Source organism: Streptomyces sp. SD15 (genome assembly GCF_054462255.1).
In genome coordinates this window covers 153110-170805 of the sequence record NZ_JBTLMO010000006.1, presented here as the reverse complement: position 1 = coordinate 170805, position 17696 = coordinate 153110, and the positions used below count along the sequence as shown (strand labels likewise).

Annotated in this window: 19 protein-coding genes and 1 riboswitch; of the genes, 10 read left to right on the top strand and 9 right to left on the bottom strand. The window is 70.4% G+C overall.

Annotated features, from left to right (window positions below):
- Window positions 1-86: 86 nt before the first annotated feature.
- The 3 genes from ACX28W_RS08550 to ACX28W_RS08540 all read left to right on the top strand — a co-directional run bounded on the left by ACX28W_RS08550 (window position 87) and on the right by ACX28W_RS08540 (window position 3286).
- The gene (locus tag ACX28W_RS08550) at window positions 87-716 is read left to right on the top strand and encodes a TetR/AcrR family transcriptional regulator (RefSeq protein WP_458998141.1); all 630 of its coding nucleotides are present in this window, start codon (window positions 87-89) and stop codon (window positions 714-716) included.
- 414 nt (window positions 717-1130) lie between these two features.
- Window positions 1131-1745, top strand: coding sequence for a DUF4126 domain-containing protein (locus tag ACX28W_RS08545; RefSeq protein ID WP_458998140.1), 615 nt, complete (start codon window positions 1131-1133; stop codon window positions 1743-1745).
- A 44-nt stretch (window positions 1746-1789) separates the two neighbouring features.
- A complete protein-coding gene (locus ACX28W_RS08540; protein WP_458998139.1) occupies window positions 1790-3286 on the top strand; it encodes a phytoene desaturase family protein in 1497 nt (498 codons plus the stop codon).
- A gap of 39 nt (window positions 3287-3325) precedes the next feature.
- Here ACX28W_RS08540 and ACX28W_RS08535 read toward each other — a convergent pair whose 3' ends face one another.
- The 6 genes from ACX28W_RS08535 to ACX28W_RS08510 form a co-directional block, all read right to left on the bottom strand.
- Window positions 3326-4306: an SCO2102 family sporulation regulator gene (locus ACX28W_RS08535; RefSeq protein WP_458998138.1), complete on the bottom strand. Its 981-nt coding sequence runs from the start codon at window positions 4304-4306 to the stop codon at window positions 3326-3328.
- Window positions 4307-4362: 56 nt separating this feature from the next.
- Entirely contained in the window at window positions 4363-5286 is a 924-nt protein-coding gene (gene metF, locus ACX28W_RS08530; protein ID WP_458998137.1) for a methylenetetrahydrofolate reductase [NAD(P)H], read from the bottom strand.
- A gap of 123 nt (window positions 5287-5409) precedes the next feature.
- Window positions 5410-6066, bottom strand: coding sequence for a thiamine phosphate synthase (gene thiE / locus ACX28W_RS08525; RefSeq protein ID WP_458998136.1), 657 nt, complete (start codon window positions 6064-6066; stop codon window positions 5410-5412).
- 92 nt (window positions 6067-6158) lie between these two features.
- Window positions 6159-6530 (bottom strand): Rv2175c family DNA-binding protein, encoded by a 372-nt coding sequence (locus tag ACX28W_RS08520; protein ID WP_458998135.1) that lies wholly within the window; start codon window positions 6528-6530, stop codon window positions 6159-6161.
- Between the two features lie 101 nt (window positions 6531-6631).
- Window positions 6632-7858 (bottom strand): NAD(P)/FAD-dependent oxidoreductase, encoded by a 1227-nt coding sequence (locus ACX28W_RS08515; RefSeq protein WP_458998134.1) that lies wholly within the window; start codon window positions 7856-7858, stop codon window positions 6632-6634.
- A gap of 32 nt (window positions 7859-7890) precedes the next feature.
- Window positions 7891-8289 carry a hypothetical protein gene (locus ACX28W_RS08510; protein ID WP_458998133.1) on the bottom strand — a complete coding sequence of 133 codons (399 nt, stop codon included), beginning with the start codon at window positions 8287-8289 and terminating at the stop codon, window positions 7891-7893.
- 93 nt (window positions 8290-8382) lie between these two features.
- Window positions 8383-8494, top strand: a riboswitch (TPP riboswitch).
- Here ACX28W_RS08510 and thiO point away from each other — a divergent pair.
- From thiO to ACX28W_RS08480, 6 genes are all read left to right on the top strand, one after another.
- Window positions 8492-9667, top strand: a complete 1176-nt coding sequence (gene thiO, locus ACX28W_RS08505; protein ID WP_458998132.1) for a glycine oxidase ThiO — start codon at window positions 8492-8494, stop codon at window positions 9665-9667. It overlaps the preceding riboswitch by 3 nt.
- Window positions 9664-9864, top strand: coding sequence for a sulfur carrier protein ThiS (gene thiS, locus ACX28W_RS08500; RefSeq protein WP_458998131.1), 201 nt, complete (start codon window positions 9664-9666; stop codon window positions 9862-9864). The genes thiO and thiS overlap by 4 nt, the downstream gene beginning before the upstream one ends.
- A gap of 3 nt (window positions 9865-9867) precedes the next feature.
- Window positions 9868-10662 (top strand): thiazole synthase, encoded by a 795-nt coding sequence (locus tag ACX28W_RS08495; protein ID WP_458998130.1) that lies wholly within the window; start codon window positions 9868-9870, stop codon window positions 10660-10662.
- A gap of 224 nt (window positions 10663-10886) precedes the next feature.
- Entirely contained in the window at window positions 10887-12857 is a 1971-nt protein-coding gene (gene pknB, locus ACX28W_RS08490) for a Stk1 family PASTA domain-containing Ser/Thr kinase (RefSeq protein ID WP_458998129.1), read from the top strand.
- 68 nt (window positions 12858-12925) lie between these two features.
- Window positions 12926-13795 carry a deoxyribonuclease IV gene (locus ACX28W_RS08485; RefSeq protein WP_458998128.1) on the top strand — a complete coding sequence of 290 codons (870 nt, stop codon included), beginning with the start codon at window positions 12926-12928 and terminating at the stop codon, window positions 13793-13795.
- Between the two features lie 73 nt (window positions 13796-13868).
- Window positions 13869-14399: a DUF4396 domain-containing protein gene (locus ACX28W_RS08480; RefSeq protein WP_458998127.1), complete on the top strand. Its 531-nt coding sequence runs from the start codon at window positions 13869-13871 to the stop codon at window positions 14397-14399.
- A 22-nt stretch (window positions 14400-14421) separates the two neighbouring features.
- Here the strand turns inward: ACX28W_RS08480 and ACX28W_RS08475 are convergent, their stop codons facing one another.
- A complete protein-coding gene (locus ACX28W_RS08475) occupies window positions 14422-15054 on the bottom strand; it encodes a sulfite oxidase-like oxidoreductase (RefSeq protein WP_458998126.1) in 633 nt (210 codons plus the stop codon).
- Between the two features lie 156 nt (window positions 15055-15210).
- Between ACX28W_RS08475 and bfr the strand changes: the two genes are divergently transcribed.
- A complete protein-coding gene (bfr, locus tag ACX28W_RS08470) occupies window positions 15211-15690 on the top strand; it encodes a bacterioferritin (RefSeq protein WP_458998125.1) in 480 nt (159 codons plus the stop codon).
- Window positions 15691-15880: 190 nt separating this feature from the next.
- Here the strand turns inward: bfr and ACX28W_RS08465 are convergent, their stop codons facing one another.
- Together ACX28W_RS08465 and ACX28W_RS08460 are read right to left on the bottom strand one after the other, a co-directional pair.
- On the bottom strand, window positions 15881-16162 hold the full coding sequence (locus tag ACX28W_RS08465) for a (2Fe-2S)-binding protein (protein ID WP_458998124.1): 282 nt from the start codon (window positions 16160-16162) through the stop codon (window positions 15881-15883).
- 131 nt (window positions 16163-16293) lie between these two features.
- Entirely contained in the window at window positions 16294-17646 is a 1353-nt protein-coding gene (locus ACX28W_RS08460) for a class II 3-deoxy-7-phosphoheptulonate synthase (protein ID WP_362066926.1), read from the bottom strand.
- Window positions 17647-17696 lie beyond the last annotated feature (50 nt).

The window sequence follows — 17696 nt, the reverse complement described above, 5'->3', positions numbered from 1 at the left end:
CTTGAACTGACCAGTCAGCTCAAAAATGGTTTCCCGTAGCTGAGCCTGTGACCACTGGTGCGAGCGTTCCTGTGACAATCGGGGCCATGGAAAGCAGCAAGACCACGGCAGTCGGCGGCAGCCGCCGCGAAGCGACCCGGCAGAAGCTCTACGAGGCGGCGGTCACCCTCATCGCGGAGCAAGGTTTCTCCGCCACCACAGTGGACGAGATCGCCGAGCGGGCCGGGGTCGCCAAGGGCACGGTCTACTACAACTTCGCGAGCAAGTCCGTCCTCTTCGAAGAGCTGCTGCGGCACGGCGTGGGACTCCTCACCGCCTCCCTGCGGGAGGCGGCGGAGAAGACCGCACGGGACGGCGGAACCAAGGTCGACGCGCTGGACGCGATGATCCGGGCCGGGCTCGTCTTCATCGACCGCTACCCTGCCTTCACGCAGCTGTACGTGGCCGAGCTGTGGCGCACCAACCGTGCCTGGCAGTCCACCCTCCTGGTGGTCCGTCAGGAGGCGGTCGCGGTCGTCGAGGGCGTGCTGCGCGACGGGGTCGCCAACGGCGAACTCAGCGACGAGATCGACATTCCGCTGACGGCGGCCGCACTGGTCGGCATGGTCCTGGTGGCCGCCCTGGACTGGCAGGCCTTCCAGCCGCAACGTTCCCTGGACGACGTCCACGCGGCGCTGTCGCGGCTGCTCCAGGGGCGTGTGAGCGGCAACCGGTAGCTCCCCCCCTCCGCCGGAAGTGCACCGCACACGAAAGCGCCGGTTCGCTTTGGCCGCGTCCCCCGCGGGCCACCTCGAACCGGCGCTTCGCCGTGCTCCCCCGTTACTTCCCCCGTACTCCCCCGTACTCCCCCGTGCTCCCCCTTGAGCCCCCGTTCGGTCGTCCCCCGGGTTCCCCCGTGCCTCGCTCCCGCCGACTGTGTCGGCGGAAGGAGCGGTCAAGGGCGCGAGGACCGTTCCGCCGCCCCGTGTCGGCGGTACCGGAGCCGCGCCCCTTTCCGTGCCTCCACTCTCTCGTTCGCGCAGGTCGGGCCCCATCCGCGCGCGTACTCATCTCACTCCCTAGGTACGGATACTCAGCCGTCCGCATTCATGCCCAGGACGCACCGTCGTCAACTGGTTACGATCGCGTCCGTGTCCGTACTCCCCCTGGTCTTCACCAGCGGCTGGGCCAGCGGCATCAACGCGTACGCGGTGGTGTTGCTCCTCGGTCTCTTCGGCGCGACCGGCCTGAGCGACGACGTCCCCGAGTCCCTGCAGCGCCCTGAGATCCTGGTCACAGCGGGCGTTCTCTTCCTCTGCGAGGCGGTCGCCGACAAGATCCCGTACGTGGACTCGGTGTGGGACTCGGTGCACACCGTGATCCGGCCGGCGGCGGGTGCGTGGGTCGGGGCGCTGCTCGCCGGGCAGAGCGCTTCGCTCTCCGATCTGGCGGCGGGCGCGATCGGCGGTTCGACGGCGCTGGCGAGCCACACGGTCAAGGCCGGCACGCGGATGGCCATCAACACCTCGCCGGAGCCGTTCACCAACATCATCATGAGCACCGCCGAGGATCTCGGGGTCGCCGGGATCCTCACCTTCGCGATGTTCCACCCCGAGGCTGCGGCGATCATCGCGGCCGTTCTGCTGGTCGCCGGGCTGATCCTGCTCTTCTTCCTGGTCTCGCGGATCCGGCGGTTCCTGCGCCGCAGGGCGCAGCGCCGGGAGGAGAAGCGGCTTGCGGCGCGGGTCGAGCGGCCGCCCGACTGACCACCGCGGGCGGGCTGTCAGTGGTGGCCGATAAAGTCGCGGGCATGGGACGGATTGCGGTGATCGGCGCCGGGATGGGCGCGATGGCGGCCGCCGCCCGGCTGGCCGTCGCGGGCCACCGGGTGGTGGTGTACGAGCGTGCGGAGACGTACGGCGGTGCGGTGCGCCGCTTCGAGCGCGGCGGCTTCGCGTTCGACACGGGCCCGGGGCTGCTGACGCTGCCCGCGGTCTACCGCGATGTGTTCGTCAAGACGGGCAAGGAGCCGCTGGAGGCGTGCGTCGAGCTGGTCCAGGTGGACCCGTCGTCGCGCCATGTCTTCGCGGACGGCACGGAGGTCTCCCTGCCGAACGCCTCGCGCGCGGGCGTCGTCGCCGCGCTCGACGAGGCTCTCGGGGCGGGTACGGGCGAGCGGTGGGGCGACTTCCTGGTGCGGGCACGCGAGGCCTGGGACCGCACGCGCCGGCCCCTCCTGGAGGAGCCACTGTGGCCGAACTGGTCGGTGCTCGCCGAGCGTGAGCCCTACCCCTCGCTGCCGCACAAGAAGCTGCTGCGCACCCGCCGGGCCACCACCCTCGCCGAGCTCGGCGCGTGGGAGTTGCGCGATGTGCGCCTCACGGCCCTCCTGGAGAGCCACGCCCTCGCACACGGGCTCGATCCACGTGTCGCTCCGGCGAGCGCGGCCGTCCTGCCGTACATGGAGCACGCCTTCGGCACCTGGTATGTGCGCGGCGGCATGCGGGAGTTGGCACGCGCGGTGTACGAGCGGTGTCTGGCCCGGAAGGTCGAGTTCTCCTTCGGTGCCCGGATCACGGGGATCGTGGAGAAGGACGGGCGGGCGGCAGGCGTGGAGCTCGCCGACGGGACGGTCACCGACGCCGACTTCGTCGTCGCGGGTGTCGCTCCCGGCGTGCTGGACGGTCTCGTCGCCCCCGGGACGGCGGTGCGGGGCGGTGGCGAGGTCTCGCCGCAGCGCGGGGCGCCGAGTCGGCTGACCGTGCTGCTGGCGCTGCGCGGTGGGCGGCCCGAGGGGACGGCGCATCGGACGGTGGTGCACGCGACCGACCGCGAGGAGGAGTTGAACCGGGTCTTCGGTGAGCGTCCGGGGCTGCCGGCCGCGCCCACCGTGACGGTGTCGCGCCCGGACGACCCCGCTCTGGTGCCGGACGGGGAGCACGAGGCGGTCACGCTGACCGTCACGGTGCCGTCGGGCCTGCACTTGTCCGGGTCCGATGTCGAGCGGGTTCTCGGCGTCGCCGAGCGCGCCATACCGGACCTGCGGGACCGTCTCCTGTGGCATGAGGTGCGCACCCCGGCCGACATCGCGGAGGTTACGGGCGCGGACGGCGGTGCGGTCCCCGCCCCGGCGCTCGCCGCGGCCGACGGCCGTCTGCTGCACCCGTCGAACAGCACCCGTATGCCCGGCCTGTTCGCGGTCGGCGGCTGGGCCCACCCCGGCGGCGGCCTCCCGCACGCGGGTATGTCGGGCGCCCTGGTGTCCGGACTGATCGTGGAGGGCCCGGAGTTCCGGGGCTCTCAGTGAGCCCTCCGGCGCCCTGAGCCGCGGCTGCCCGCGGCGGCCCTAGTAGCGGTACTGCTCGTCGTACCCGGTGCCGTTGCCCGTGCCGTTGCCCTCGTACGGATACGGCTGCTCCGGGGGGAGTTCGCCGCCGTACGGGTCGTCGGTGCTGCGCTGCTGCGGGACCCAGACGCCACCGGCCGGGGTCTCGCCGCCGTAGACACCGGTGGCGTACTGGTCCTGCCCGTACCCCTGTTGCTGCGTGTACTGCTGCTCGCCGCCACCGTAGGTCGTGTCGTACGAGGCACCGCTGTAGGTCTGCGTGCCGATGTACGGGTCGGAGTAAGCGGCGTACTGCTGCTGGCCGTTGTCGTAGGCGTACTGCTGCTGGTCGTAGCCGGAGTAGCCGTCGTACGCGTAGGCCTGCTGGTCCTGGGGCTGGGCCGCGGTGGCGTAGGACTGGTCCGCGGCGGCCGCGTAGGCGGGGTTGCTGTAGATGCCGTAGGAACCGGTGTCCTCCGGCAGAGGCTGCGGCTCGTAGACAGCGGTGGACTCGGCGGCCGTGGGCTCGCCGGAGCCGGGCGGCATGAACCGGTCGGACTGCGCGGGCGAGAACACGTCGTCCTCGCGGGCGTAGTCGTCGCCCTGCGGATACGCGGCGCCTGCCGCCATCCCTTCGGCCGTTCCCTCGGCCGCCTCGAGGTCGGAGACCTCCAGCGTCGGGTCCTGACGGTCCGGCTCACCGCGGCGGCGCTTGCTCTTGCCGCCCATGGCCTTGTCGGCGCCCTGACGGTTGCCCACGGCCCAACCGGACGCGAAGCCGCGGCGGAACGACAGCGTGACGTATGTCTGGCCGACCGCGAAGGCGGCCGCGCCCAGGCCGATGACCACCACGGAGGGGATCAGCACGCCGAGAACCACGCCGAGGAAGCCGACGAAGGCGAGCAGCCGCCAGCGCAGTCGCGCCTTGTACTGCAGCAGGACCTCGCCGAGCAGCCACAGCGCGACGATGCCGAAAGCGATATAGAGGACCGTCCAGCCCATGTACGCCCCTCTCCCAGTGGCCGCTACGCAGTGTGTCGTACGTGGGTGCGACCGGTCTAGGCCTGCTGCGGGTGGTGCAAGCCGAGATTCTCGTAGATTTCCAGGGTCGCCGTGGAGTTGTTGAGCGTAATGAAGTGCAGTCCGGGGACTCCCTCGTCCAGCAGCCTCGCGCAGAACTCCGTCGCGAACTCGATGCCAATGGAGCGTACAGCCGCCGGATCGTCTTTGGCTGTGAGGATCCGCTCTTTCAGGGCGTCCGGGAACGCAGCGTTGCTGAGCTTTGGAAGTCGTTCCAACATCTTCACACTCGTCACCGGCATGACTTCGGGAATCACCGGTGTCGCACAGCCGGCCGCCACGACGCGGTCGCGCAGACGCAGGTACGAATCGGGCTGGAAGAACATCTGGGTGATCGCATAGTCCGCGCCGGCCCGGCACTTGTCGATGAAGTGCGCCACGTCCACGTCCCAGTCGGCGGAGCGGGGGTGCATCTCCGGGAAGGCGGCGACGCCGACGCAGAAGTCGCCCGACTCCTTGATGAGACGGACGAGTTCGGCCGCGTAGGTGAGGCCCCGGGGGTGCGGCACCCACTCGCCCATGGGGTCGCCGGGCGGGTCGCCCCGGACCGCGAGGATGTTCCGGATACCGGCGTCCGCGTACTGGCCGATGATGTTGCGCAGTTCCGCGATGGAGTGGTTGACCGCGGTGAGGTGGGCCACCGGGGTGAGCGTCGTGTCGACGACGATCTGTTCGGCCTCCTTGACCGTGCCCGCGCGCGTGGAGCCACCGGCTCCGTAGGTCACGGAAACGAAGTCGGGCGCGACGGCCTCGACCCGGCGGAGCGCGTTCCACAGGCTCCGCTGGCCCTTGGGGGTCTTCGGCGCGTAGAACTCGAACGAATACGTCGTCTTGCCGGTCGCGAGCATGTCGCGCACGGTGCGTGCGCGGTCAGTCCTGGTGGAAGCAGATCCGAGGGCCATACCCGCAGGTTAGCCAGGGGGCGCCGGTCACCCAACCGAACTGGAGAGAATTGTCCGATATGTCGATTTGTTGTCCACCCCTCGGACAACCGTCGGACAACTGATCCGGACGGCCGTGCGGAGCTATGCGTGACGCAGTCGCTTCGCGAATTCTCCCGCCGCCGCTCCCGGATCGTCCGCCTCGGTGATCGCCCGTACGACGACGACACGGCGCGCGCCCGCCTCCAGCACCTCGTCGAGATTGCCGAGGTCGATGCCGCCGATGGCGAACCAGGGCCGGTCCGTGCCCAGCGCGGCAGTGTGACGCACCAGGTCGAGGCCGGGTGCGTGGCGGCCGGGCTTGGTGGGGGTGGGCCAGCAGGGGCCGGTGCAGAAGTAGTCCACACCCTCCTGGACGGCGGCGGCCGCGGCCTCGGACTCGGCATGTGTGGAGCGGCCTATCAGGACCTCGTCGCCGAGAACGGCGCGGGCCGCGGGGACCGGGAGGTCGCCCTGGCCCAGGTGCAGGACGTCGGCGCGGGCCGCGTGGGCGACGTCCGCACGGTCGTTGACCGCGAGGAGCTTGCCGTGGCGGGCGCAGGCGTCCGCGAAGACCTGGAGGTGCTCCAGCTCCTCGGCCGCCTCCATGCCCTTGTCACGCAGCTGCACGATGTCGACGCCGCCCGCCAGGACCGCGTCCAGGAACTCGGCCAGGTCGCCCTGGCGCTTACGGGCGTCCGAGCAGAGGTAGACGCGGGCGTCGGCGAGCCGGGTGCGGGCGGTGACGGCGTTCTCGGGCATGCGTGTGTCCCCCGTGGTGCGGTGCGTACGGACCACGTCGGCCCGGGGTGGTCCGGGGCCGATCGTGGTCCGTACGCCGGACGGTTGTCGGATCAGACGGCGAGCGCCTGGGCGCGGCGCTTCACCTCCGTGCCGCGATTCTCGCTCAGAGCCTGCGCGGGGGTGCCGGGCAGGGTCGGGTCGGGGGTGAAGAGCCACTCGAGCATCTCTTCGTCGGTGAAGCCGTCGTCCCGCAGGAGCGTCAGGGTGCCGGACAGGCCCTTGACGACCTTTTGCTCGGCCCCGTCGATGAAGGCGGCGGGGACGTGCAGCGCGCGGTTCTCACCACGGCGTACGGCGATCAGCTGGCCCTCCTTGACCAGCTGCCGGACGCGGGTCACCTCGACATCGAGCATTTCCGCGATGTCGGGGAGGGTGAGCCAGGCGGGGACGAGAGCATCGATCTTTGCGTCAATCTCGGTCACGGGACAAGCCTGCCATCCCGGACTGACACTCGGTACCCGAGCACCCTCCGAGCCGGGTTCCGAGTCTCGCGGATCGCATGCGTTTTCGATTGCCCGCGCCGCTACGCCGTCGCGTCCTTCAGGGGGCGGGACGGGTCCGGGAGCAGTTCCGGGTTCATCGGCGTACCCGCCTCGATCAGGCGGCGCCCTTGAGCCAGGTCCCTGGGGCGGCCGACGGCAAGGAGGGCGACGAGGCGGGCCTCGCGGAGCCAGCAGACCGTCCAGCCGGCGCCCGACGGGTCGCCGCGCCAGATCGTCGTGTCGGCGAGCGCATGGTGGCCGACGTACTGGACGAAGCGGCCGAACTGCTCGGACCAGAAGTACGGGACCGGGTCGTACGCCGCCGGCGCCTCGCCGATGATGTTCGCCGCCACCGTGCGCGGGCCCTGCAGAGCGTTGTCCCAGTGGTGGACGAGGAGTCGCTCCTCGTACCGTCCCGAGGGGAAGGACGCGCAGTCGCCCACCGCGTAGATGTCCGGCACGGAGGTGCGCAGGTGCGCGTCGGCCACGATCTCGCGGTGAGCCCCGAACTCGATGCCCGAGTCGGCGAGCCAGGCGGTGGCGGGGCGGGCGCCGATACCGACGACCACGGCGTCGGCGGGCACCCGGGAGCCGTCGTCCAGGATCACCGCGCCGGGCTCGACGCTCTCCACGCGCGCGTGGGTACGCAACGACACCCCACTGTCGGCGTACCAGGCCGCCATGGGGTCGGCCACCTCGGCGGGCAGTACCCCGGCCAGCGGCCGGTCGGCGGCCTCGACGACGGTCACCGCGCACCCGGCCTCGCGTGCCGCGGTGGCGAACTCCGCGCCGATCCAGCCCGCCCCGACGACCACGATGTCGTGCTGCCGGGCGAGCACGGGGCGCAGCCGCTCGGCGTCGTCCAGGGTGCGCAGCAGATGGACGCCAGGTACGCCCCGCGCGCCCGGCAGCTGGATCGGTTCCGCACCGGTCGCGAGGACCAGGACGTCGTACGGCACCGGCCCCGCCTCGGTATCCAGCTCATGGTCCGCGGGGCGCACGCCCAGCGCCTCGCAGCCGAGCCGCAGTTCGATGCCCAGTGCCTCGAAGTCGACGTCGAAGGCGGAGCCCTCGGACTTGCCGAGCAGCACCGCCTTGGACAACGGCGGGCGGTCGTACGGCTGGTGGGGCTCGGCGCCGATCAGCGTCACGCCGCCGGTGAAGCCCTGGTCGCGCAGGGCCACCGCGGTCTGCACGCCGGCCATGCCCGCGCCCACGATGACGACCCGCCGTGCCGTACGCCCCTGCGTCTGCGTCTGCTCGCTCACCTGATCACCATAGACAACTGACAATCCGTCAGTCAGCGGACGTGCTCAGTGACCTGTTCCACGTCGCCCGTCGAACGTTCGGCCTGTTCGGCCTGCTCCACCTGTTCCACCACGCTCGTCCCACTGCCCGCCTGAGACTCCCACTCCCATGTCTCCTCCAGGCGCAGCCGCCCGTCGGGAAGCTCCACGACGAGCGACACGCAGTGCCCCGCGGACGTGGCGCCGTCCCGCTTCAACTGCACATACCGGAAGTCGAGGCGGTCGCCCTCCCGCGTCCCCACCAGATGGCCACGCACGACATCCCCGCCCGCGTACTCGGCCCAGATCTCGCCGTCCCGCTCGTGATAGGCGAACCGGGTGCGGGTACCCACCTGTCCCGGCGCCTGATCGGCGACCGGGGCGAGGACGAGTCCGTCGAGCGAACGGGCCATGGACGGAGGCTCCCTTACTGAGACATACGGCAGCGGGCTAGGGTAGCCAACGTGCTGCATCTCCCGGGGGACGACCCCCGGACCCCAGCACAGAAGACCACTCGCGGGAGCCCGGACGCACCGGGCTGAGAGGGAGGCTGGCGGCCTCCGACCGTACGAACCTGATCCGGGTCATGCCGGCGAAGGGAGGGGCTGGACGCCCATGTCGCCTACACGTACACATACCTCAGACGTCCTTGTCATCGGGGGCGGAATCATCGGTCTCGTCACGGCCTGGCGGGCCGCTCAGCGCGGGTTCGCCACCGCGGTCGTGGACCCCGAGCCCGGCGGCGGAGCCGCGCGCGTGGCGGCCGGAATGCTCGCCGCCGTCACCGAGCTGCATTACGGCGAGCAGACCCTGCTGGGCCTGAACCTCACCTCCGCGCGCCGTTATCCCGACTTCGTGACCGAGCTCACCGAGGCGACGGGCCAGGATCTCGGCTACCGCCGGTGCGGCACGCTGGCGGTCGCGCTGGACGCCGACGACCGCGCCCATCTGCGCGAACTGCACACCCTGCAACAGCGGTCGGGGCTCGACTCGGAATGGCTCAGCGGTCGCGAGTGCCGCCGCCTGGAGCCGATGCTCGCGCCCGGTGTGCGCGGTGGGCTCCGGGTCGACGGCGATCACCAGATCGACCCGCGGCGGCTCGCGAAGGCCCTGGTCACGGCGTGCGAGCGGGCCGGAGTGAGGTTCCACCGGGCGTGGGCGGAGCGGCTGACCGTCGTACGGGAGCGGGCCGCCGGGGTCGTCACCACGGACGGCGACCGGCCGACGGCGGGGCAGGTGGTGCTCGCCGCGGGAAGCCTCAGCGGGAAGCTCGAGGGCGTCCCCGACGACGTGCTGCCGCCCGTGCGTCCCGTGAAGGGGCAGGTGCTGCGGCTGACCGTGCCGCAGCGGTACGCGCCCTTCCTGAGCCGAACCGTGCGGGCCGTCGTGCGCGGGAGCCAGGTCTATCTGGTGCCGCGCGAGAATGGCGAGCTCGTCGTGGGCGCCACGAGTGAGGAGCTCGGCTGGGACACCACGGTGACCGCGGGCGGGGTCTACGAGCTGCTGCGCGACGCCCATGAGCTGGTCCCCGGGATCACCGAGCTGCCGCTCACGGAGACACGCGCCGGGCTGCGCCCCGGTTCGCCCGACAACGCGCCGCTGCTCGGGCCGACCGGACTCGAGGGGCTCCTGCTGGCCACAGGCCACTACCGCAACGGCGTCCTGCTCACGCCCATCACCGGGGACGTGATGGCGCACGTCCTGACCACCGGGGAGCTCCCCGACGTGGCCCGCCCTTTCACGGTCGGGCGTTTCAGCGCCGCCGCCGTCCGCACGGAGCAGCCCGCATGAACATCTTCGTCAACGGAGAACGGCGCCTGATCGCCGCCGACACCGCCCTCGACACGCTCGTCGCCGCCCTGACGGCGGCGCCGTCCGGTGTCGCCGCCGCACTCAACGAAACCGTCGTCCCGCGCGCGCAGTGGTCGTCCACGTCCCTCTCCGAGGGAGACCGCGTCGAAGTCCTCACCGCCGTCCAAGGAGGCTGACCCATGGCCGACGATCCCTTTGTCATCGGGGGTACGCCCTTCTCGTCCCGTCTGATCATGGGTACGGGGGGTGCGCCCAGCCTCGATGTCCTGGAGCGCGCGCTCGTGGCGTCCGGCACGGAGCTGACGACGGTCGCGATGCGACGCGTGAACCCTTCGGCGCACGGGTCGGTGCTGTCCGTGCTCGACCGGCTCGGCATTCGCGTGCTGCCGAACACGGCGGGGTGTTTCACCGCGGGAGAGGCCGTACTGACCGCCCGGCTCGCGCGCGAGGCGCTCGGCACCGAGCTGATCAAGCTGGAGGTCATCGCCGACGAGCGCACGTTGCTGCCCGATCCGATCGAGCTGCTGGAGGCGGCGGAGGTGCTGGTCGACGACGGGTTCACGGTGCTGCCGTACACGAACGACGACCCCGTGCTCGCACGCAGGCTCGAGGACGTCGGGTGCGCCGCGATCATGCCGCTCGGGTCGCCCATCGGGTCCGGCCTCGGGATCCGGAACCCGCACAACTTCCAGCTGATCGTGGAGCACGCGCGCGTGCCGGTGATTTTGGACGCGGGGGCCGGGACGGCGTCGGATGCGGCGTTGGCGATGGAGCTCGGGTGTGCGGGTGTGATGCTCGCCTCGGCCGTGACGCGGGCGCAGGAACCGGTGTTGATGGCGGAGGCCATGAAGCATGCGGTGGACGCGGGACGGCTTGCGCGGCGTGCGGGGCGGATTCCTCGGCGGCGATTTGCCCTGGCCTCGTCTCCTGAGGAGGGCGTGGCGCGGTTGGATCCCGAGCGGCCTGCCTTCTAGCCCCCGGCGCTGCGGTTTTTTCTCCCGCCCGCGCACCGCCCGTTTCCAGTCCAGTCGATTGGAAGGTGGGCGTCGCCCGTGGGGGCGGCTCACCGTCGTCGGGTGCGGGGTGCGGGGTGCGTTGTCGTGGACGGGGGCGAGGTGCGTCACAGGTCCGCTGCAGTCCCGGGCCGGTAGAGGCCGAGTGGGCGGTGTTGACAGTGGCGGCTCGTACACTCGCCTGCGTGGATACGACCCTTCAGGACCCGCTTGTCGGGCGCGTGCTCGACGGCCGCTATCGCGTCGACGCACGGATCGCGGTCGGCGGGATGGCCACGGTCTATCGGGCCCTGGACACCCGCCTCGACCGCGTGCTCGCGCTCAAGGTGATGCACCCGACACTGGCCGCCGACGGCTCGTTCGTCGAGCGGTTCATCCGGGAGGCCAAGTCGGTGGCCCGGCTCGCGCACCCCAATGTGGTGCAGGTCTTCGACCAGGGCGCGGACGGGTCGTACGTCTATCTGGCCATGGAGTACGTCGCCGGGTGCACCCTGCGCGACGTGCTGCGCGAGCGCGGGGCCCTGCAACCGCGGGCCGCGCTGGACATCCTGGAGCCGGTGCTGGCCGCCCTCGGCGCCGCGCACCGCGCCGGGTTCGTGCACCGCGACATGAAGCCGGAGAACGTTCTGATAGGGGACGACGGCAGGGTCAAGGTGGCGGACTTCGGACTGGTGCGCGCCGTGGACACCGTCACGAACACGACGGGGGCCGTTCTCGGCACCGTGTCGTATCTCGCTCCGGAGCAGATCGAGCACGGCACCGCCGACACCCGGGTCGACGTCTACGCGTGCGGCGTCGTTCTCTACGAGATGCTCACCGGCGACAAGCCGCACTCCGGGGACTCCCCCGCCCAGGTGCTCTACCAGCACCTCCACGAGGACGTACCGGCTCCGTCGGCCGCCGTGCCGGGGCTGGCCTTCGCCCTGGACGAGCTGGTCGCCTCGGCGACCGCCCGCAACCCCGAGGTGCGCCCGTACGACGCGGTGGCGCTCCTCGGCCAGGTCCTTCAGGCACGGGCCGGGCTCACCGCCGAACAGCTCGACGCCGTGCCGCCCCGGGCGCTCGCCGCGGGCCACGACAACGCCGAGGACCGTACGAGTGTGATCCCGCGCTCGCTGTCCCTGCCGCGGCTGCTGCCGGTCAACGAGGACGACGAGAACGACGCCGCCGTACTCAACCGGACCAGCCGGTTCGAGCACACCAGCCGGTTCGAGTCCGGGCCGCCCCCGGCGTCGCGGCGCGCCTCGCGCCCCCGGAGCGGAATGCCCGCACCTCGGCGCGGGATGGTCGCGATCGTCGCCGCGATCCTGCTGGTGTTCGGCCTCGGCGCGGGCGTCTGGTACATCAACTCCGGCCAGTTCACCAAGGTCCCGCTGCTGCTGGCGCAGACCGAGGCGCAGGCCAAGTCGCGGATCGAGGGAGCCGGTCTCGACGTAGGGAAGGTCACGCGGCGAAACAGCGACACCGTCAAGCGCGGCACGGTCATCAGCAGCGACCCGGCGCCAGGCTCCAGGCTCCGTGACAACGGCTCCGTGGCGCTGGTCATCTCTTCCGGCCCGGCGACAGTGAAGGTGCCCGATCTGCAGGGCTACCGGCTGGACAAGGCGAAGGCCGTGCTGAGAGACGAGGGCCTGGCGCCCGGCATGGTCACCCGCACGTTCAGCGAGGACGTCCCCCGGGGCTTCGTGATCAGCACGGACCCGGATGCGGGGACCACGCGGCGTTCCGGGTCGGCCGTCGCGATCACCGTCAGCAAGGGCAGCCCGGTGGAGGTCGCGGAGGTCACGGGCGCGTCCGTCGAGGACGCCACGGCGGAGCTGGAGCAGGCGGGTCTGAAGGTGAAGATCGCCTCGAAGCAGGTCAACTCGGAGTTCGACAAGGGTCTGGTCGCCGAACAGTCGCCGGGCGCGGGCCGCCAGGCCGCCGAGGGCGACACCGTGACGCTGACGATCTCCAAGGGTCCCGAGATGGTCGAGGTCCCGGACGTGGTGGGTGACAGCGTGGACGACGCGAAGCAGACTCTGGAGGACGCCGGGTTCGAGGTCGACGAGGACCGCGGACTGCTCGGACTCTTCGGGGACACGGTCAGGAGCCAGTCGGTGGACGGCGGTGAGACGGCACCCAAGGGGTCGACGATCACCATCGAGATCCGCTGAGGCCGGGCGGGAGGCAGGCGTGAGGTCCGCCGACGGGGCGCCCGGGAGCGCGTGACACTCTGATGGGCGTGACCAGCAAGCAGCTCCGCAATCCCGTCGGCGGCCATGTTCCCGTGGCCGGCGGCCTCAACTCCGTCGGCCTGACCTACGCGCGCGACCTCCGGGCCGAGACCGTCCAGGTGTTCGTCGCCAACCCGCGCGGCTGGGCGACGCCCGCCGGAAACCCAAGGCAGGACGAGGAGTTCCGCGCCGCCTGCGCCGCCGAGTCGATCCCCGCGTACGTCCATGCCCCGTATCTGATCAACTTCGGCTCGCACACCGAGGCGACGGTCGAGAAGTCGGTGCAGTCGCTGCGGCATTCCTTGCGGCGCGGGCGGGAGATCGGTGCCCTGGGCGTGGTCGTGCACACCGGGAGCGCCACCGGTGGCCGGGACCGGTCCGTCGCGCTCCAGCAGGTACGTGAGTATCTGCTGCCCCTGCTGGACGAGCTGACTCACGACGACGACCCGTTCCTGCTGCTCGAGTCGACCGCGGGACAGGGTGCCTCCCTCTGCTCCCGCACCTGGGACTTCGGGCCGTACTTCGACGCGCTGGACGCCCACCCGAAGCTGGGCGTCTGCCTCGACACCTGCCACATCTATGCGGCGGGCCACGACCTGACCGGGCCGAGCGGCATGCACCAGACCCTCGATCTGCTGGTCGACACCGTCGGCGAGGGCCGGCTCAAGCTGATCCACGCCAATGACTCCAAGGACGTGGTCGGCGCCCACAAGGACCGCCACGAGAACATCGGCTCCGGCCACATAGGCGAGGATCCGTTCCGCGCGCTGATGACCCACCCCGCCACCGAGGGCGTACCTCTGATCATCGAAACGCCGGGCGGGAAGGAGGGACACGCGGCGGACGTGGAACGGCTGAAGAAACTCAGGGACGACTGACCTCGGGAATACCCCTAGGGGGTATATGGTTCTGGCTCGGTGCAGGAACCGTCGTCCGACGCTGGGGGCTGCCATGCGGCACGAAGAACACGCGCACCACGAGGAGCAGGCGCGCCACGAGGAACACGCGCATCACGAGACGCACACGCACCACCAGGAACACCCGACCGCGAGCTGGTCCATGGCCGTCCAGGCCACCCTCCACTGCCTCACCGGCTGCGCCATCGGCGAGGTGCTCGGCATGGTGATCGGCACCGCCCTCGGCTGGGGCAACGTGCCGACCCTGATCCTGGCGATCACGCTCGCCTTCTTCTTCGGCTACGCGCTGACGCTGCGCGGAGTGCTGAGGGCGGGCGTCGGCCTGAGGACCGCGATCCGGGTGGCACTCGCCGCCGACACCCTCTCCATCGCCGTGATGGAGCTGGTCGACAACGGCGTGATCACGCTATGGCCGGGGGCGATGGACGCGAACCTCGGCGACCCGCTGTTCTGGAGCGCACTCGCCATCTCGCTGGCGGTCGCCTTCGTGGTCACCACCCCGGTCAACAAGTGGACCATCGGCCGCGGCAAGGGCCACGCCGTGGTGCACCGGTACCACCACTGACCGGCGCTCGTACGCTAGAGAGTCAGAGCTCGGGGCCGTCCCCGGGCTCCTCCTGGTACGAGTAGCGCTGCTCGCGCCACGGGTCGCCGATGTTGTGATAGCCGCGCTCCTCCCAGAAGCCGCGACGGTCGGCCGTCATGTACTCCACACCGCGGACCCACTTGGGCCCCTTCCAGGCGTAGAGGTGGGGGACGACGAGGCGAAGCGGGAAGCCGTGCTCCGCGGTGAGCAGTTCGCCGTCCTTGTGGGTGGCGAAGATCGTGCGGTCGGAGGCGAAGTCGTCGAGGCGCAGATTCGAGCTGAATCCGTACTCGGCCCAGACCATGACATGAGTGACGGCGGGCGCGGGCGGGGCGATTTCCAGGATCGTACGCGCCGGGATGCCGCCCCATTCGGCCCCGATCATGCTGAACTTCGTGACACAGTGCAGATCGGCCACGACCGTGGCGTACGGCAGGGCCGTGAACTCCTCGTGGCTCCAGCAGTGCTTCTCGCCGTCGGCGGTGGCGCCGAAGACCCTGAAGTCCCAGCGTTCGGAGCGGAACTTGGGTACGGGGCCGTAGTGAGTGACCGGCCAGCCGCGCTGCAGTCGCTGCCCCGGCGGAAGCTCCGGCTGTGCCGCTTCTCCAGTTCTGTGCTCCACCGGCTGACCCATGACTCCATCCTGACAGACCCGGGACAGTGCCCCTGACCAGCTTCGGCCCTATTCGGGGCAACTCCTACTAAGCGTGCACTTACTGGACGTCTCCGAGGCGCCGGTGCGAGGATGCGGCGCAACCTGCCCAGTTCCCGCCTGGAAGGAGCCTCTGCGATGCAGGGCGACCCCGAGGTCCTCGAGTTTCTGAACGAACAGCTCACCGGCGAATTGACGGCGATCAACCAGTACTGGCTGCACTACCGCATCCAGGACAACAAGGGCTGGACGAAACTCGCCAAGTACACGCGCGCGGAATCCATCGATGAGATGAAGCACGCGGACAAGATCACCGAGCGCATCCTCATGCTGGACGGCCTGCCGAACTATCAGCGGCTTTTCCACGTCCGTGTGGGGCAGACACTCACCGAGATGTTCCAGGCCGACCGGCAGGTGGAAGTCGAGGCGATCGACCGCCTCAAGCGCGGGATCGAGGTGATGCGCGCCAAGGGCGACATCACGTCCGCGAACATCTTCGAGTCGATCCTCGCGGACGAGGAGCACCACATCGACTATCTGGACACGCAGCTCGAGCTGGTGGAGAAGCTCGGCGAGTCGCTCTACATCGCGCAGCAGATCGAGCAGCCGGACAGCTGAACGGCTCAGGGCCTGTCCGGCGGATCATGCCGGAGACGCGGGGTCTGGCACGCCGATCTGCGGCGTTGTCGTCGGTTGCCGACGCTCCGCGTCGACGCCCTCCTCCGCCTTGCAGCTCGACGCACCAGACCCCGGTCGCCTGCGCTGACAAGGCGCCGCTGCTTCCCTCCGGCCTGCCGCCGGACAGGCCCTAAGCGGCCTCGTCCAACGACGCGGACATCGGGACCTGCGAGAGAACCGGCCTACCCTCGTCCGCGAGCTCACGGCGCGGGCACGCGCCCCGGCCCAGCAGGGCCTGAATCCGGCGGACGCACGAACCACAGTCCGTGCCCGCCTTGCATGCCGACGCTATCTGCCGGGGGGTACAGGCACCGCCCTCCGCGTGCTTCTTCACCTGCGCCTCGGTCACACCGAAGCAGTTGCAGACGTACACGCGGTTCACCTCCCGGCGGGATTCATCAGGTCGTGCCATCCCCTTAATCGGTGAGGCTAACCTAACCTTACCCGTCTCACAGGGTCCATAAAAGTGGAGAGGGGCGCGGATCGTATGTGATCCGCGCCCCACTACACGCGCCCGTAACAGGCGCACCAGCCAGTGGACGGCTACTGGTCCCGGTACATCTCGGCGACCAGGAAGGCCAGGTCAAGGGACTGGCTGCGGTTCAGACGCGGGTCGCAGGCCGTCTCGTAGCGCTGGTGCAGGTCGTCGACGAAGATCTCGTCGCCGCCACCCACGCACTCGGTGACGTCGTCACCGGTGAGCTCGACATGGATGCCGCCCGGGTGCGTGCCCAGACCCTTGTGGACCTCGAAGAAGCCCTTGACCTCGTCGAGCACGTCGTCGAAGCGGCGGGTCTTGTGACCCGAGGCCGCCTCGAAGGTGTTGCCGTGCATCGGGTCGGTCACCCAGGCCACGGTCGCGCCGGAGGCGGAGACCTTCTCGACCAGCTCGGGCAGCTTGTCGCGGACCTTGTCCGCGCCCATCCGCACGATGAAGGTCAGGCGGCCCGGCTCGCGGTCCGGGTCGAGACGCTCGATGTACTGCAGCGCCTCCTCGGCCGTCGTCGTCGGGCCCAGCTTGATCCCGATCGGGTTGCGGATCTTCGAGGCGAACTCGATGTGCGCGCCGTCCAGCTGACGGGTGCGCTCACCGATCCACACCATGTGGCCCGAGACGTCGTACAGGTGGCCCGTACGCGAGTCGACGCGGGTCAGCGCCGACTCGTAGTCGAGGAGCAGCGCCTCGTGGGAGGCGTAGAACTCGACGGTCTTGAACTCCTCCGGGTCCGTCCCGCAGGCGCGCATGAAGTTCATCGCGTTGTCGATCTCACGCGCGAGCTGCTCGTAGCGCTGGCCGGACGGGGACGACTTCACGAAGTCCTGGTTCCAGGCGTGCACCTGGCGCAGGTCGGCGTAGCCGCCGGTGGTGAAGGCGCGGACCAGGTTGAGCGTGGAGGCGGAGGCGTTGTACATCCGCTTCAGGCGCTCGGGGTCCGGGATACGGGCCTTCTCGTTGAAGTCGAAGCCGTTGACCGAGTCACCGCGGTAGGTCGGCAGGGTCACGCCGTCGCGGGTCTCGGTGCCCTTGGAGCGCGGCTTGGAGTACTGGCCGGCGATGCGGCCGACCTTCACGACCGGCACCGAGGCGGCGTACGTGAGCACGGCGCCCATCTGGAGCAGGGTCTTGAGCTTGTTCCGGATGTGGTCGGCCGACACCGCATCGAAGGCCTCGGCGCAGTCGCCGCCCTGGAGAAGGAACGCCTCTCCCTTGGCGACGGACGCCATCCGGGCGCGCAGCTGGTCGCACTCGCCCGCGAAGACGAGCGGCGGATACGACTCGAGGTCCGCGATCACATCGCGCAGAGCCTCGGCATCGGGGTACTCGGGCTGCTGCGCCGCGGGCAGGTCTCGCCAGGTGTTGCCAGCGCTCGCACTGGACTTAGCGTTCACGGTCACCCGTACAACATTACGGGGTCATGTCGGGCGTCCACCCCCATGCCCATCAA